This is a genomic window from Paenibacillus sp. Z3-2 (genome assembly GCF_054161325.1).
On the sequence record NZ_CP096397.1, the window covers coordinates 2,095,965 to 2,111,517 of the forward strand.

15 protein-coding genes are annotated in these 15,553 nt (G+C 46.1%); 4 read left to right on the forward strand and 11 right to left on the reverse strand.

Going from position 1 to position 15,553, the window contains the following annotated elements:
• Positions 1 to 10 precede the first annotated feature (10 nt).
• The 5 genes from M1D71_RS09430 to M1D71_RS09450 form a co-directional block, all read right to left on the reverse strand.
• A complete protein-coding gene (locus tag M1D71_RS09430) occupies positions 11 to 1,051 on the reverse strand; it encodes a M42 family metallopeptidase (protein WP_458126228.1) in 1,041 nt (346 codons plus the stop codon).
• Between the two features lie 115 nt (positions 1,052 to 1,166).
• Positions 1,167 to 1,547: a LapA family protein gene (locus tag M1D71_RS09435; protein ID WP_458126229.1), complete on the reverse strand. Its 381-nt coding sequence runs from the start codon at positions 1,545 to 1,547 to the stop codon at positions 1,167 to 1,169.
• 132 nt (positions 1,548 to 1,679) lie between these two features.
• Positions 1,680 to 3,470 (reverse strand): oligoendopeptidase F, encoded by a 1,791-nt coding sequence (gene pepF / locus M1D71_RS09440; RefSeq protein WP_458126230.1) that lies wholly within the window; start codon positions 3,468 to 3,470, stop codon positions 1,680 to 1,682.
• Between the two features lie 214 nt (positions 3,471 to 3,684).
• Complete coding sequence (locus tag M1D71_RS09445) at positions 3,685 to 3,870, reverse strand: hypothetical protein (RefSeq protein WP_036609669.1); 186 nt, start codon at positions 3,868 to 3,870, stop codon at positions 3,685 to 3,687.
• A gap of 3 nt (positions 3,871 to 3,873) precedes the next feature.
• The gene (locus M1D71_RS09450) at positions 3,874 to 4,107 is read right to left on the reverse strand and encodes a hypothetical protein (RefSeq protein WP_458126231.1); all 234 of its coding nucleotides are present in this window, start codon (positions 4,105 to 4,107) and stop codon (positions 3,874 to 3,876) included.
• Between the two features lie 162 nt (positions 4,108 to 4,269).
• Between M1D71_RS09450 and M1D71_RS09455 the strand changes: the two genes are divergently transcribed.
• On the forward strand, positions 4,270 to 4,467 hold the full coding sequence (locus tag M1D71_RS09455; protein ID WP_017689394.1) for a cold shock domain-containing protein: 198 nt from the start codon (positions 4,270 to 4,272) through the stop codon (positions 4,465 to 4,467).
• Positions 4,468 to 4,569: 102 nt separating this feature from the next.
• Here M1D71_RS09455 and M1D71_RS09460 read toward each other — a convergent pair whose 3' ends face one another.
• Together M1D71_RS09460 and M1D71_RS09465 are read right to left on the reverse strand one after the other, a co-directional pair.
• Positions 4,570 to 5,742, reverse strand: a complete 1,173-nt coding sequence (locus tag M1D71_RS09460; protein ID WP_458126232.1) for an MFS transporter — start codon at positions 5,740 to 5,742, stop codon at positions 4,570 to 4,572.
• A gap of 40 nt (positions 5,743 to 5,782) precedes the next feature.
• Positions 5,783 to 7,123, reverse strand: coding sequence for a multi antimicrobial extrusion protein MatE (locus tag M1D71_RS09465; RefSeq protein WP_458126233.1), 1,341 nt, complete (start codon positions 7,121 to 7,123; stop codon positions 5,783 to 5,785).
• 179 nt (positions 7,124 to 7,302) lie between these two features.
• Here M1D71_RS09465 and M1D71_RS09470 point away from each other — a divergent pair, with 179 nt between their 5' ends.
• Together M1D71_RS09470 and pfkA are read left to right on the forward strand one after the other, a co-directional pair.
• Positions 7,303 to 8,382 carry a tetraprenyl-beta-curcumene synthase family protein gene (locus M1D71_RS09470; RefSeq protein ID WP_458126234.1) on the forward strand — a complete coding sequence of 360 codons (1,080 nt, stop codon included), beginning with the start codon at positions 7,303 to 7,305 and terminating at the stop codon, positions 8,380 to 8,382.
• 53 nt (positions 8,383 to 8,435) lie between these two features.
• Positions 8,436 to 9,407, forward strand: coding sequence for a 6-phosphofructokinase (gene pfkA / locus M1D71_RS09475; RefSeq protein WP_458126235.1), 972 nt, complete (start codon positions 8,436 to 8,438; stop codon positions 9,405 to 9,407).
• A 97-nt stretch (positions 9,408 to 9,504) separates the two neighbouring features.
• Here the strand turns inward: pfkA and M1D71_RS09480 are convergent, their stop codons facing one another.
• The 4 genes from M1D71_RS09480 to M1D71_RS09495 all read right to left on the reverse strand — a co-directional run bounded on the left by M1D71_RS09480 (position 9,505) and on the right by M1D71_RS09495 (position 13,590).
• On the reverse strand, positions 9,505 to 10,857 hold the full coding sequence (locus M1D71_RS09480) for an MATE family efflux transporter (RefSeq protein WP_458127206.1): 1,353 nt from the start codon (positions 10,855 to 10,857) through the stop codon (positions 9,505 to 9,507).
• A gap of 204 nt (positions 10,858 to 11,061) precedes the next feature.
• A complete protein-coding gene (locus tag M1D71_RS09485; RefSeq protein ID WP_458126236.1) occupies positions 11,062 to 12,243 on the reverse strand; it encodes a putative glycoside hydrolase in 1,182 nt (393 codons plus the stop codon).
• Positions 12,244 to 12,405: 162 nt separating this feature from the next.
• Entirely contained in the window at positions 12,406 to 12,594 is a 189-nt protein-coding gene (locus M1D71_RS09490; protein WP_029880762.1) for a hypothetical protein, read from the reverse strand.
• 174 nt (positions 12,595 to 12,768) lie between these two features.
• Entirely contained in the window at positions 12,769 to 13,590 is an 822-nt protein-coding gene (locus M1D71_RS09495; protein ID WP_458126237.1) for a YitT family protein, read from the reverse strand.
• Positions 13,591 to 13,895: 305 nt separating this feature from the next.
• On the opposite strand from M1D71_RS09495, the gene M1D71_RS09500 reads away from it, so the two are divergent.
• Positions 13,896 to 15,491 (forward strand): DEAD/DEAH box helicase, encoded by a 1,596-nt coding sequence (locus M1D71_RS09500; protein ID WP_076209022.1) that lies wholly within the window; start codon positions 13,896 to 13,898, stop codon positions 15,489 to 15,491.
• Positions 15,492 to 15,553: the final 62 nt, after the last annotated feature.

Here is a 15,553-nt window from a genome sequence, read left to right on the forward strand (position 1 = left end):
TGATGCTGCTTTACTTGGTTATAATGTAGGCTGCAAGCAATCTTGCTGTATTCAGGACAGCGTCTTTATGCGTACGCTCCATGGAATGAGATGCATGAACCCCCGGACCGATCAAAGCTGCTCGGATATTGTTTCCTCCGCGTAGTGCTGCACTGCCATCTGAGCCGTAATGGGGATAAATGTCGACGACGTAATCCAACCCATTTTGTTTAGCAAGTTCAATGAGACGGCTAGTCATATCATAGTCATACGGGCCAGAAGAGTCTTTGGCACATATGGATATGTCGGTTTCTTTGCAACTGAGATCATCACCCATGGCTCCCATGTCTACAGCGATCATTTCACTGATTTCCGCAGGGATATACGATGCGCCATGTCCAACTTCTTCATAATTCGAGATGAGCAGAGAGACGTTATGTAATGGTTTCCAGCCTTCGCGATGTGCAGACTCAAGGATACCGAAGAGGGCAGCCACGCTGGCTTTGTCGTCCAGATGACGTGATTTGATATAACCACTCGGCGTGATGACTGCGCGAGCATCGAAGGAGATAAAATCGCCCAAAGAGATTCCAAGTTTCAACACATCTTCCTTGGAGGAGACGACTTCATCGATTCGAACTTCCATATGGCTCTCGGTCCGTTCAAAGGTGCGTGCATCCGGATAAACGTGTACAGATGGATGAAGGGAGAGAATAGTGCCTGTGTATGTCTTTCCATCCCGAGTATGGATGCTGCAATATTCGTTTTCGATACTTTGCATGGAAAATCCACCCACAGAAGTCAGCTTCAATGTGCCATAGGATGTAATCGAGCGTACCATGGCCCCTAGCGTATCCACGTGAGCGCTTAATGCAATCGTCTTGGACGAATCTTGCCCTGGCAATGTAAGCATTGCACCGCCCTTGTTGTTCAGCTCACAAGCGATGCCCAGTGCTGTTGCTTCCTTGCGGATCATCTCGATAATGTGATGTGTGTAACCACTTGGGCTTGGTGTATCCAGCAATTTTTTCAGAAAAGACAGAACGTATGATTCATCAATTGTAAAACTCATTATGTAATTCCTCCTTGGATCGTGGGTATGGTGTTAAAAAACAAAATACAGCCTGTCTGGGGGAGAGAATGTGATACTACCATTCCTGACTCGCCAGCAAGCTGTTTCTGATTGGTTACAGTGTTCCCGTAGGATTTCCTTTGCGCTGACTCTGGATCGAATCATTCTCCAATAGGCTGTCAGGTTCATTTGAGTCAAGCGAATCCATCGTTTTGAAAGAATCCAACGTAGATTTGCTTGTCGCGGAACTTTCCAATTCAGATACACGCAATTTCAATTGCTTGTTCTCGCGTTGCAGTCTGTATTGGCGAAAGATGCCATATGAACCTACAATAATGCCACCGATCAGGGTACAACCGAGAATCAGCAAGATCAGCGGGATTTGTACCGTGTTAAATAACAGGTTGACTTGTACGGAATCCACATTAATAACCGCAAAGATTCCCGTGAGCAGTGCAAAAACAAGACCTGCTATGAGTGCCCATTGCATTTTCATGGTGTTGCCTCCTTGTTGAACAATTGAGAACTAGATATGCATTACCCCTATTCGGGTATATTGCATCTTGCAATGATGATAAAATCCCCTGCCCAAACGGGCAAGGGATGCAGATCACATGGAAAGACAACTTTATTTGGTTAGTTGCTCCATCTGTTCAATCAATTCCTTGAACACACTCATAGCTTCACGAATTGGCTGTGGTGTAGACATATCCACACCGGCTTTTTTCAGGATGTTGATGGAGTAATCACTGCCACCGCTCTTCAGGAAACCAAGATAACGGTCAACAGCCGGTTGGCCTTCTTCCAGGATTTGCTTGGAGAAGCTTGTCGCTGCAGAGAAGCCTGTAGCATATTTGTAAACGTAGAAGCTGTTGTAGAAGTGGGGAATACGAGCCCATTCCATCTCAATATCTTTGTCGACAGCCATGCCTTCTCCGTGATATTTCACGTTCAGATCATAATAGATCTCGGATAACAATTGTGGTGTTAATGCGTCACCTTGTTCTGCACGCTCATGAATAATTTTCTCGAATTCAGCAAACATGGTTTGACGGAATACGGTAGTACGGAATTGATCGGCATAATAGGTCAACAGATACAATTTTTCCTTTGGATCTGTTGATTTGTTAAGCAGATAATCCATCAGCAACGCTTCATTGGTTGTGGATGCAACCTCAGCCAGGAAGATGGTGTACTGTGCATCACGATAAGGAAGTGTTGTATCCGAATAATGTGAATGCAGAGCGTGACCCATTTCATGTGCCAGTGTGAACATACTGTTCAGGTTATCTTTGTGATTCAACAAGACATATGGGTGAGTGCCGTAAGCGCCCCAGGCGTATGCACCTGAACGTTTATTTTCGTTCTCATATATATCGATCCAGCGGTTATCATATCCTGTTTGCAATGCGTCCGCATAGTCTTTGCCGAGAGGCTTCAGGCCTTCTTTGACGGTTTGTTTGGCTTCTTCATAAGTAATATCCATTTTGTACTCATCTACGAGTGGAGCGAACAGATCGTACATGTGCAATTGATCCACACCAAGCAACTTTTTGCGGAGGTCCATATAACGATGCAACAACGGAAGGCTCTCGTGAATGGTATCAACCAGATTCGTATACACATCCGTTGGGATGTTATCTCCATAGAGAGACATTTCCATCACGGAAGGATATTTACGAACATTAGCATAGAACATATTTTTGGTTACATTAGCATTCAGTGCAGCCGCAATTGTGTTCTTCTGTTTGGCATAGGTTTCGTATACGGCTTTGAAGGCACGTTCGCGAACTTCACGATTAGGGTTCTCCAGGAACTGAATGTAGCTGCCATGTGTCAGCTCGACTTCGTTCCCGTGTTCATCCTTGATTCGAGGGAACTTGAGATCAGCGTTATTCAGCATGCTAAAGATCGTCTGTGGTGCTTGTGAAAGGTTGCCAACTTGTGCAAGCAGAGCTTCTTCCGTTTGGCTAAGAACATGCGCTTTTTCCCGCTTCATCTCTTCCAGCGTAAATGTATAAGCAGAGAGTTTCTCGTTAGCAATGAATGCGTCCAACTGGTCATCTGGCAGGGAGAGAATCTCCGGTGTAACAAAAGAAAGTGCTTCACCAACCCGTACGCCTAATTTCTGGGCTTTTTGGGACAGGTTTTGATATGTAGGATTAGCTGTGTCTTCATCTTGATGCATACGTGCGTACACAAAGAGGCGTTCTATTTTGAGGCTGATCTCATCTTCGAATTCGAAGCAAGATTTGAGTACATCAGGTTGACCCAGTTTGCCTTGAAATTCGGAGGCCTTCTTGGTCAAAGACGATACTTCTTCATATTCTTGATCCCAGGCTTTCTGATCGACAAATAAATCTTCCAGTTTCCAGCTATGCTCGGCTGGCACCTCGGAACGTTTCAATAATTGACTCATGGAAATCCTCCTTTGATCATCTGATGAATGTATGGACAAAGCTGCCTTCGTCGCGCTCGCCTGTGCGGAGAGGGACGAAGGAATCAGACTAAGTACCAGGATAACAGATAGCGATTTCTGATATTTCAACGGCCTTCCTCCTTACGATACGAATAATCTCGTATAGTATGACCTTAGGCACTTTGAAATATTTGAGAATCAGTGTCCCTTGTGATTACGCTCCCATGTTATACAGGAAATAAACGATCAGGAAAAAGGCGAAACAAATGAGCAGGGTGGCAATAAGGGCCATTCCCCGTCTCAATCGATCCGGGATGGAATTGCGCCCCAGAATAAGCACAATTCCAAGGGAGAAGGCAAGGATGATAAAGATGACGACATTGCTTGAGTCAAGCTGCATGGGTTAGACCCCTTTGAAGGCAGCCATCAATTGTCGCCATTCTTCCTCACGGTTCTCAAAATCTGCTTTTGGGAAACGGCGTTCAGCCCAGTGCATTAATGCAGGACGGCTAAGGAAAGTATGGCATTCTTCGCCCCACTCTTCCGAAATTTCTCGCAGTACGAGATATTTGCCTTGAACTTCTACGGTCATCATATTCCACTTGTCTGTTTTGTATATTTCATGTTTTTTTATCATAGGTAGTCTCCAAACTAACGGTTTTGGTAAAATGATACCGTACCCTACGATTCAAAGCAAATTTTTTCGACATTTATGGAAAGATAAATTGCAAAATGGAAGCCCATACAGTATAATAAGGGTATTCGCCATAGATGGCGATATTTTTAGGAGGTTTTTCATTTGAAAGGTACAGTTAAATGGTTTAACGCAGAAAAAGGCTATGGCTTTATTTCAGTTGAAGGCGGCGAGGACGTATTCGTACATTTCTCCGCAATTCAAGGAGACGGCTTCAAAACATTGGAAGAAGGTCAAGCGGTAGAATTCGAAATCACTGATGGAAACCGTGGTCCTCAAGCAGCTAACGTAAACAAACTGTAAGAATTGTTCCGGTCAACGGATTTCTTATACATGATAAATTTATAGCTGAATACAAGAACCCAAGCACAGTCCCCTTCAAGGGTGGCTGTGCTTTTTTGATTCTTATATTTCCCGGTGTAATATCGGGGACCATAACTTCAAACCGAAACCGATCAGGGCAGCAAGGGAAAAAGCCATCGCGGTGAGATAGAAGGTTTGTCTGCCTGCATGTTCCAGAAGCAGTCCGCCCAACGTTCCACTAAGCAGCCCTGAAGCACTGGACCACACGATGGTGAATAAAGCCATACCAGTAGCTCTGTAACTGTCTGGAACAAGTCGAATGATATAGCGGACCGCCGTAACGTAGAAAATACCGAAGGTAACGCTATGCATCGTCTGAATTGCAACGACTGCTGCAGGTGTATCGGATATGGACATGAGAAGCAAACGAACCGTATACATCAGTGCAGCAAAAGCAATTAGCGGCAGTTCTTTATAACGGTTTCCATACTTGCTAAGCAGCAGGAATATGGGAATTTCACTTACAGAAGAAATCAGCAAAGACCAGCCAATTAGCCCCTCACTGGCACCCAGCTCCTTCAGCGTGATGGTAAGAAACGCTTCGTTCATCCGATGTCCCATGGCAAGCAAAAATACACAACCAAAAAAGGTGAGTACATCTCTGCGTTTCAAAATAGCCCATAGCCCCGATAGATCCATTTTGCTACTACTCCCCGAAGGCTGATCTTTTAATTGAAAACTGATCAATAATGTAGTGGCAGCAAGACCGACGCAAAGCCAGATCGTCCATCCTGGACCAAAAGATCCGAGGAAATACCCGATACTTAAAGCGAAGAAGGCATACCCGATCGATCCGAAGACTCGAATGGAAGTGAAGTTTCGGCCGTACTTGCTGGCCGTTGTAATGGCCATCGTATCAGAGAGCGGATAGACCGGATAATAGAAAAAGTAAAACAGGGTCACGAGTACAAATACCTGACCGAAAGTCGTTGCATTGGCGAGCATGATACCTGTGATCAATTGACCACCAAGCAGAATGATCATCACTTTGCGTACCGTCTGGTAGCGGTCGCTGGCCATGCTCCAGAACATATTGGAGAACACGGAGATGAGGGGGCCGATCCCGTAAAGGTAACCGATCTCCGCCCGGCTAAAGCCCAGATGACTAAAGTAAAGTTGGAAGTAGGATACCACCAGAACGGTGGAACCGAAGATGGTGAACATGAGAGCCCGCAGCCAGTTCTGATCCGGGCGGGCGTTGTTACTTAATTTCATGATGAGATACTCCAATCTTGATAACAGTTCAGTGAATTTATTACCCTTTCAGGGATGGTGATTTACCGGCTTTCGGCACGGACATCGTAGGTTCTTGCTGCGTGCGCCGGATGACGAGCCAGACTATGATAAGTTCGGCGAGCAGACCAAGGGATTGGGCTACAGCTCCGATCATGCCGTTCCACGCAGGGAAAATACTAACAAGTATAAGCAGCACGATTACCGTGCAGATTGCATTCGCGGTTTGCGAACGAAACATCGTTTTCGTCTGACCGCGAAGCAAAATGATACCATTGCTAAAATCCAGAAAAGGGAAGATCAGCGGAAATAAGACGAACGCACGCAGTGTCCATAAACTTTGTTCCAACAGTTCGCCCTGAACGCTCATGACATTCTCGAATACCCATGGTCCCAAGGGGGTATAGGCAATCGACACCGTCATCGCAAACGGAATAAATCCGGTGACAAGCGCAAATTTTCGTACCAGTTTGGCGTCTACAAGGTAAAAATTAAGCACGATCTGATGGATGTATGTAAAGAAGCTTAGCATCAACTGCATCAGACTGCTTGCTATGGCAAAGGAAGAAATGGCTAGTGCGATCCCGGTCGTTTTGCCAAGTACGATGTTAATGACCGGTCCTATAAACAGCGCTACAAAGCTGGATAACAGCAGCGGCTTATAAAAGCGAAATACGTCTCCCTTGCTCTCGACGGGATGATGTTCAAGTTTGGCTGGCATCTTGCGCTTGATGCTATTTCCTTCCAAAAAGCTGACCAGCGCTTCAATCATCATGCCCGCAGCAAAAATGATAGCGCCTACACGTCCACTGTCAATGCTGTCTGTATATATGAAATACAGGGATAGTCCATACATGCCGGCTAAACGGAATACCATACCGATGGTTAACCACTTGGTTCGGTTATTCGTAATGATGATTCCCTGATAGATGTTGCGGATCACTGAAAATATACTCACATACATGAGAATTTCATATACGTCGATGACTTTGTTCAGCAGATCTGGACTTACACCAAACAGGTATTTGAATACCCCGGTACCCACGGGAGAATAAACGATGAGAAAACCGATGAGAAGCACACAGGCAAGAAATATTTTGGTCACAAACGTGAGGGCCTGAAAAGAAAGGCGATCGCGAACCAGTGCGGAACAGGTTTGCCGCAGCAGGGTGGAGGGGCGTTCCGTCAGGGTCAGCAAGCTACCGGCGATGGCATAGCTGGCGATGACCGTCTCGGGATGAGCGGAACGTGCTAACGTGCTGTTTATGATGACGTGAGAGATGGTGACGAGAGAGGCGGAAATGCCAAGTGGCACAAAAAAAGAAAATAACCGTCTCCACGAAAGTGATTCACTTGACGACATGTCAACGACTCCTTTAATGGATGAAATACGCCTAGTATATCACAAAGCTTTGGCTGCGGATGCGATTTTTTGTGCGGAATATGCGGTAGATCATTTGTACAATTAAGGGGATCATATTATAATAGGAATGGTTAAAAATCGCTCTAATACGTATTCAACCAAGTGGAGGCACATTTATTTTGAGCCAATCAAATCGAAAACGTCATCAATATCCGCGTGGACCGCTGGCATTGATGAGAGGGGTGTACAAATACACCATTCCGGAAACACGGAAGGCACTGAGTGGATGGCGTGCACAAGCTGAGGTGATTCCGAATGAGGAATTGCGTACGCAAGCACTTGCCAGTCTGAGGGATAAGCAGTTTCACTGTGAAGGTGGAACCGTCTACGCTTTAGCTGATTTGCCCAACAGGCACATTCTGATTCCTCTGATCGTTTCATATCAAACTATTAGTGATTATTTGGACAATCTGTGTGACCGCAGCACCTCGATGGACCCGAATGACTTTCGTCTTCTCCATCAATCTATGCTTGATGCGGTAGATCCCGAAGCAACTCCCGTCAACTATTATGCCCTCCGTGAGGAGCAGGATGACGGTGGATATCTGCGGAATCTGGTGACCACATGTCAGGAACTGACCCGTCAGTTACCAGGCTATGCGTCCGCCAAGCCCCAAATTCAGGATCTGGCAGGCCTATACACGGACCTGCAGGTATATAAGCATATCAAGCCGGAACTGAGAGAAACGGCACTGCTCGAATGGTGGTCGGAGCATCGTCATCGCACACCTCAGTTTCGTTGGAACGAATTTGCTGCTGCAACTGGCTCTACACTGGGCGTTTTCATGCTGTTTCTGGCTGCGAGTGACGATCAGTTGACTGAAGAGCAAGCGGCCTCGATCCACACGGCCTATTTCCCACATGTATGCGCATTGCACATTATGCTCGATTATTTAATTGATCAGGATGAGGACCGCATCGGGGGAGATCTCAACTTCTGCAACTATTATGAGAATGTAGAGACAATGCTGGACCGAATTGCTTTTATTGTGGAAATGGCACGCAGTGATGTGCAGAAGATCCCGGGAAGCTCCTTTCACCGGATGATCATCGAAGGACTGATTGCCATTTACCTGTCTGATCCCAAAGTCAGCGAACAGCAGGAAGTTCGCGTAGTGTCCAAACGTCTGATGAAGAATAGTCCGATGACTAGAATATTTTTCTTCATTTTCAGCCGCTGGGTAAGGAAGACTATGTAAGTCAGGTGTATTGTTGCGGAGCCTGAAGTGAAACTAGAGGAGGAAGAAACATCATGACAGCAGTAAAGAAAATCGCAGTATTAACGAGCGGTGGTGATTCACAGGGGATGAACGCGGCTGTTCGTTCGGTTGTTCGCAGTGGACTGTTCCACGGTCTCGAAGTATACGGAGTCCAACGTGGATACCAGGGTCTTTTGAATAATGATATTTTCCCAATGGATTTGCGCAGTGTAGGGGATATTATTCAACGTGGGGGAACGGTTCTTCAATCGGCACGATGCAAGGAGTTCTACACCGCTGAAGGTCAGCAAAAAGGTGCGGACATTCTGCGTGCGCGTGGCATTGACGGTCTGGTTGTTATCGGTGGGGATGGTTCCTACAACGGAGCGAACAAACTGAGCAAGCTCGGCATTAATACTATGGGTCTGCCAGGAACCATTGATAACGACATTTCATTCACTGACTATACCATCGGATTTGATACGGCTGTAAGCGTAGTGGTGGATGCGGTGAACAAATTGCGTGACACGATGTCTTCACATGAACGCTCTTCCATCGTTGAAGTTATGGGTCGTCACTGTGGGGATATCGCTCTGCATGCCGGACTTGCTTCAGGTGCTGAAACAATTCTTGTGCCGGAAGTTCCGTTTGACATGGACGAAGTGGCAGACCGTATGAAAGCTAACTTTGCACACGGCAAACGTCACAGCATTATCATTGTTGCTGAAGGCGTGGGCAAGGGTGAGGATGTAGCGAAAGAACTGATGGAACGTTGCCCGACGTATGAGCCGCGTGTAACCGTTCTGGGTCACATTCAGCGTGGGGGTACGCCGACACCTTTCGACCGTAACCTGGCAAGTCGTCTGGGCGACTTCGCGGTTCGTAGCCTGATTGCAGGCGAGACAGACAAAGGTTGTGGCTTTATTAAGGGTGAACTTACCCTGACGGATATTGATAAAGTGGTTAACACGAAAAAAGATTTCGATATGGAAACGTACGAGCTTGCACAACGTTTGTCCCAATAATTCGATTTCGATTTTATAAACAAAGAGCACAATCCCGCATTGACGAGGATTGTGCTCTTTTTATTATTTTCCAAAGTAAGTGTGTGTTATATCGATACTACGCCTTACCGAGTGCAGCTTGTTTTTGTACCAGGAAGAGTCTCCAGAGAAGCGCTGTTGCTCCTACAGCAAGGCCGGCAATAAGTCCGATCCAATATCCAAAGGCGCCGAGTGAAGTATACGTAGCTGTGAGATAACCTACAGGCAAACCGATGATCCAATAGGCTACGAACGTAATGATCAGTGCCGGATTAACATCTTTGTAGCCACGCAGTGCTCCTTGGGTTGGTGTGGCAATTGCATCCGAGATCTGAAAGAAGATGGCATAGATGAGGAAATGCTGCGTAAGTGCAATGACCTCCCGATCGTTAGAATATACGCCTGCAATCTGTTCTCCAAACACAATTAACACGATGGCTGTAAGCAGTGAGAGCCCGATGGCGCCACCAATTCCAAGCAGGCTGTATTGTTTAGCGTCTTTCAGACGTCCTGCACCTGCCTCAAAGCCCACAAGGATGGTAAGAGCCATACATATGCTCACAGGCAACATGTAGAGCGTAGAAGCGAAATTCAGCGCCGCCTGATGGGCGGCAATCGTTGTAGTGTCAAAACGGCTCATCATTAAAGTCACAGCGGCAAAGATGGATGTTTCGAAAAAAGTCGCGAATCCGATGGGTACCCCGATTTTGAGTAACTCTTTCCACTTGGCCAAGGATACACGGGTCCACTGACGGAAAATGCCATATTGGGCGAAAGGTTCGACCCTGTGGACAAAAAAGAGACTAATGAGAAAGATCAGCCAGTATGTACATGCTGTAGCGACACCGGCACCGACACCGCCCAATTGGGGAAAACCCCAGCGGCCGAATATCAGCAGATAATTCAGTAAGATGTTAATGGGGAGGGAAACCAACGTAATGAACATGGTAGTCCGTGTCTGGCCAAGTGCATCCATGAAGCTGCGCAGCACCGTATATCCGAAGAGCGGGATAATGCCAAAAGCGAGTGCGCACAAAAAATAGAAGGCGACTTGGGCAACCCGGGGTTCCAGTGGCATAGCGTTCAGTATAGGGCCTAGTAATAACGCCCCGGCTCCGATAACGACGAGGCTGACCGCAATCCCGAGATACAATGCCTGTATGACGTTATATCCGATCTGGTCATTACGTTTGGAACCTAGCAGATGGGAAACGACAGGTGTTATACCGATCAGAATCCCGCTTAGTCCAGTTTGAACTGGCATCCACAGACTTGTACCGATCGCGACTCCTGCAAGGTCGGCTGGTGAAAACTTGCCTGACATATTTGTGTCGAAGAACGACATGGCAGAGAGGGCGATTTGAGTGGTGAAGATGGGCAAAAATATAATCAGGAATTGCTTCACTTTCTGTGAAGAGCTTGTTGTGTTCATGTTCACTGGCAGTGCCTCGCTATTCTTAAGAGATGTCATCCAAGTGTCATATATGGACAGCTATACATTGTAGTGGATTTTGTGTGTTTTGAATAGGGACAGAACCAGAGGGGAGGCACACCGAGAAAAATGAGCACCCAAAAAACCTCGCTCCGCTTCAAGCGGAACGAGGTTGGATGAATACAAAATATGCAAGAGTGCGGATTACTTATATTGTACACCTGACGTATATCGGTTGGAGGCATTCCAGAGCAGATATTCATGCACATCCATGTCCTTCATCGCTCTGATCTGGTCTTCCACTTGTTTCTTGCCATACTTGATATAATGTCCACTGCCCAGCCAACTTGCTGTGAAATCCTGGATCCACGGGCGAATGACAGGTTTAAGCTCCTTAGTGGAGTCCAGTTTCTTATGCGTGTCTACCATCGAGCCCTTGATGGTCGTGTAAGGATCTTTGTCAGGGTCCTTCACCCCATACCAGCCAGTTGAATAGTGACTAGGGTATACCATCGGTGAGATGACATCCACATTTTCGGATATTTTAACAAAATCCTGTCCAATGCCTTCAGCCGCAGGTACGGAAGCTGCATAACCGAAAATATCAACCGAGACACGCACACCTAAAGGTGCCAGTTCCTTGCGTGCATATTGCACGAATTCAGCGACAACATCGACACGGGACTTTTCAGATTTGGTATATTTCAGCACATTGGCACGAGTTTCGAAGCCTTCCGGGAAACGAACGTAGTCAAATTGAATCTCTTTGAATCCAAGTTTGGCCGCTTCCTTGGCAATCTCAATATTATAGTCCCATACTTCCTTGCTGTAGGGATTCACGAAGCTGTCGCCTTTGCCATTGGACCAAACCGATCCATCCTTGTTGCGGAAGGAAAGCTCCGGATTCTTCTTCGCAAGAATCGTGTCTTTAAATACAACGACACGTGCGATCGGGTAGACGTCGTGTTTTTGCAATCGTTTCATCAAGGCATCGATATCCCGAATAAAAGGCTGGGACTTGCCCATTTTCTGCAGTGCTTTGTTTTCTGTGGGATAAGTTATGTATCCGAGATCGTCTTTGATATCAATGACCATGGCATTCAGTTCCGTATTGTCTGTCAGATCAAGTAATTCTTTCATGCGTGCGCCGCCGGCACTGTAGGCCGTTACATAGATACCTTTGACCACGGGGGCATCAGGTTGTGGGTCAATTTTAGCAGGTGGATTATCGGCATCAATAACAACCTGTTCTTTTTGAGATTGGATAATTGCGGTGTTAAAACTGTTGGTTAACGATTGAAACTGAGGATTTCCCTGATCTGCCACTGCCGGGGTACCACCAAAGCTTCCAAAGGCCATAGCCAGTAAAGCCCAAAACATGTTCATTCATTTCCACTCCCTTATGTGCATTCCATGTATGAATTATACATTAAAGCCTCCGGGCTTTTAACCATATTAATCAAGTGATGAAACACATGGAAAAAAACGAAAACCGCTTCCTGCGGAGGAAATCCCCTGCAAGAAGCGGCGTGATCAATCTAAAAAAAATTATTGAATGTAAATCTCATTTTGATGCTCACAAATACTGTACTGAATGATTTCCATTGCATCTCCCTGTTCCAGGATGCCCAGCCCATCCCGGAGGACAATCAGCGAGTCGAGTTCATTCGGTTTCAAGAAAGGGAGCATTTCCGGGCACCATCTGTTGACAATCTCAAACAGTTTTACCGTTTCCATATCCACATTAATCACCCTTTCCTACTCGAATTCCAAAATGGTAAGTCATTCGGCGCGATTCGGGAAAGCTTATGGTCTGTGAAATTGAAGGGTTGAACCTGCTATACAACATATTTAGGAGCCGTACACCGTTATTATACCACAATGTTATGAATTGTTAACCGTACAGGTGACTCAACTTCTGCGGAATGAGCCCATAACTCCAACCGTTTCCACGATGTTAACAAAAGCGTTTGGATCGGTCTCCTTGATAATACGTTTGATTTCAACCAGCTCGTAACGGGTGGTAACGGTCATTAACATGTCCTTTTCAATATCCGTGTAAGCCCCTTGAGTCTTGATCTTTGTAACTCCGCGAGGCCGAACGAGCAACTTCTTCAACATGGATTCGGTTTCGTTTGTAATAATGTACAGGGTTACTTTGACATGACTGATGTGGATCAGGTCAAGCACTTTGCCTGTAATATAGATGGATACCATGGAGGCCAGGGCTGTATTCCAGTTATCACTCAGGTACCCGGCGAGCATAATGATCGAACCGTTCATGCCGGCCATCACCGTACCAATTGGGAAATCCCGCTTACGCGTGAAAATGGAACCGACAATGTCCAGCCCCCCTGTGGAGCCGCCGACTCTGAAGGAGACACCAGTGCCAAGCCCAATAAGGACACCACCGAATACTGAGCTTAACAAAGGATCTGTAGCCACAGCAAAAACCGGCAGAAGCGCAATGAACCAGGAAGTGGCTGCTACCGAGAGAATACTTAATGTAATGAAGCGTCGTCCAAGAATAAACCAACCTGCAATAAGCAGGGGAATGTTGAGAACAAAATACATTATACTAAGATTCAAAGTCGTAAAATAACCCAGAAGCATTGAAATACCGGATACCCCGCCGCTTAAAAGCTGATGGGGAACCAAAAACCAGTTAAAGCCGCAGGCAATAGCTGCAGCACCCAAAATGATCACTAAAGAGTGCCAAATTATTTTGGGCAATTTAATCACCTCATTTATATTTAAAACCAGATTGCTGGTAATCTTGAATTGTTTTGTGATATAATAATTTGTGGATATTCTTGAGTAGGAAACTTTTCCTAAATGGAACAATAAAAATTTGAAATGTTTCAAACACATGTATGTAGTTTTAGTCTTATGTTGGGGACACATTCATCGAATTATAATCATTCATGAAAATAATTCGGCCAGTTGGGACACCCTATAAATATTAACGCTACTTAAGAATACAGACAACAAAGTGGATTGTCCACCATGTCCACCATATAAAAGGAGCATGAATAATTTTGACAAATTTAAATTTCACAGATTTCAATCTTGAACCACTGGTGCTGCAAGCCATCACTGAGCTCGGGTTTGAAGAAGCAACACCGATCCAATCCAAAGCGATTCCTTTGGCACTCGAAGGCAGAGACTTGATTGGTCAAGCTCAAACAGGTACGGGCAAAACAGCTGCATTCGGTATTCCGTTGATCAGCAAAATCTCTAAAAGTGACGAAAAAATCCGCGCCCTCATTATGGCACCTACACGTGAACTTGCAATTCAAGTTGCTGAAGAGATCGAAAAACTCACTCGCTTCAAAGGTCTGCGCTCCCTGCCAATCTACGGCGGACAAGATATCGTTCGTCAAATCCGTGCACTGAAAAGAAAACCACAGATCATCATTGGTACACCTGGACGTCTCCTTGACCACATCAACCGCAAAACAATCAAACTTGATGATGTACAAACTGTTGTGTTGGATGAAGCAGATGAAATGCTCGACATGGGTTTCATGGAGGATATTCAATCCATCCTGAAACAAGTTCCAGACGAGCGCCAAACAATGCTGTTCTCAGCAACAATGCCTCCTAACATTCAAAAATTGGCACAACAATTCTTGAACAATCCTGAGCACATTTCTGTGATTCCGAAACATGTTAGTGCACCATTGATTGACCAATCCTATATTGAAGTACCTGAGCGTCAAAAATTCGAAGCGTTGAGCCGTTTGTTGGATATGGAATCTCCTGAACTGGCGATCGTATTCGGACGTACAAAACGTCGTGTTGACGAATTGGCTGAAGCTTTGCAAAAACGTGGATATTCTGCAGACGGTCTTCATGGTGACTTGTCCCAGAATCAACGTGATGCGGTAATGCGTAAGTTCCGTGACGGCAGCATTGACGTACTCGTTGCAACAGACGTGGCTGCACGTGGTCTCGACGTATCTGGCGTAACTCACGTAGTGAACTTTGACCTTCCGCAAGATCCGGAGAGCTATGTTCACCGTATCGGTCGTACAGGTCGTGCGGGTAAAGAGGGTGCTGCTTGGTCCTTCGTTACACCGCGTGAGATCGACCACTTGCACTTCATCGAGCGTGTAACACGTCACCGTATTCCACGTAAACCACTGCCAACAATGGCAGAAGCGGTTGAAGGCAAACAACGTTTGACAGCAGAGCGCTTGCTGGAAATCGTACAATCAGGCGAACTGAATGAATACAAAGGTATTGCGATTCAAATGCTTGAGCAATATGATTCTGTTCAACTGTTGTCGGCTGCACTGAAGCTCCTGACAGGTGACAAAAAAGATGCTCAAGTTGATCTGACTCCTGAAGATCCGATCCGTGCGAAACGTCGTAAACCGGATGTTCGCTCTGGCGGACGTAAACCATCGGGTTACAGCGGTAACCGCACAAGTGGTAGCGGCGGCAGTGGTGGTGGTTACAACCGCGATCGCAACAGCAGTGGTGGCGGACGTGGTGGCTACAACCGTGATCGTAACAGCGGCAGCAGCACTGGCGGTGGAAGCAGAGAAGGTGGTTACAACCGTGACCGCAAACCGCGTCCAAGCAGCAACGAAGGACGTCGTCCAGCGAAAGATTCTTCTTTCGAGTAATATAAACGTGTGAACTGGAAAATGGAGCGGGCGACTGCTCCATTTTTTTATTTTCAAAATTA

Coding starts and splice junctions, on each gene's coding strand:
- M1D71_RS09430 (WP_458126228.1), bottom strand. CDS start 1,051: ATGAGTTTTACAATTGATGAATCATACGTTCTGTCTTTTCTGAAAAAA.
- M1D71_RS09435 (WP_458126229.1), bottom strand. CDS start 1,547: ATGAAAATGCAATGGGCACTCATAGCAGGTCTTGTTTTTGCACTGCTC.
- pepF (WP_458126230.1), bottom strand. CDS start 3,470: ATGAGTCAATTATTGAAACGTTCCGAGGTGCCAGCCGAGCATAGCTGG.
- M1D71_RS09445 (WP_036609669.1), bottom strand. CDS start 3,870: ATGCAGCTTGACTCAAGCAATGTCGTCATCTTTATCATCCTTGCCTTC.
- M1D71_RS09450 (WP_458126231.1), bottom strand. CDS start 4,107: ATGATAAAAAAACATGAAATATACAAAACAGACAAGTGGAATATGATG.
- M1D71_RS09460 (WP_458126232.1), bottom strand. CDS start 5,742: ATGAAATTAAGTAACAACGCCCGCCCGGATCAGAACTGGCTGCGGGCT.
- M1D71_RS09465 (WP_458126233.1), bottom strand. CDS start 7,123: ATGTCGTCAAGTGAATCACTTTCGTGGAGACGGTTATTTTCTTTTTTT.
- pfkA (WP_458126235.1), top strand. CDS start 8,436: ATGACAGCAGTAAAGAAAATCGCAGTATTAACGAGCGGTGGTGATTCA.
- M1D71_RS09480 (WP_458127206.1), bottom strand. CDS start 10,857: ATGAACACAACAAGCTCTTCACAGAAAGTGAAGCAATTCCTGATTATA.
- M1D71_RS09485 (WP_458126236.1), bottom strand. CDS start 12,243: ATGAACATGTTTTGGGCTTTACTGGCTATGGCCTTTGGAAGCTTTGGT.
- M1D71_RS09490 (WP_029880762.1), bottom strand. CDS start 12,594: ATGGAAACGGTAAAACTGTTTGAGATTGTCAACAGATGGTGCCCGGAA.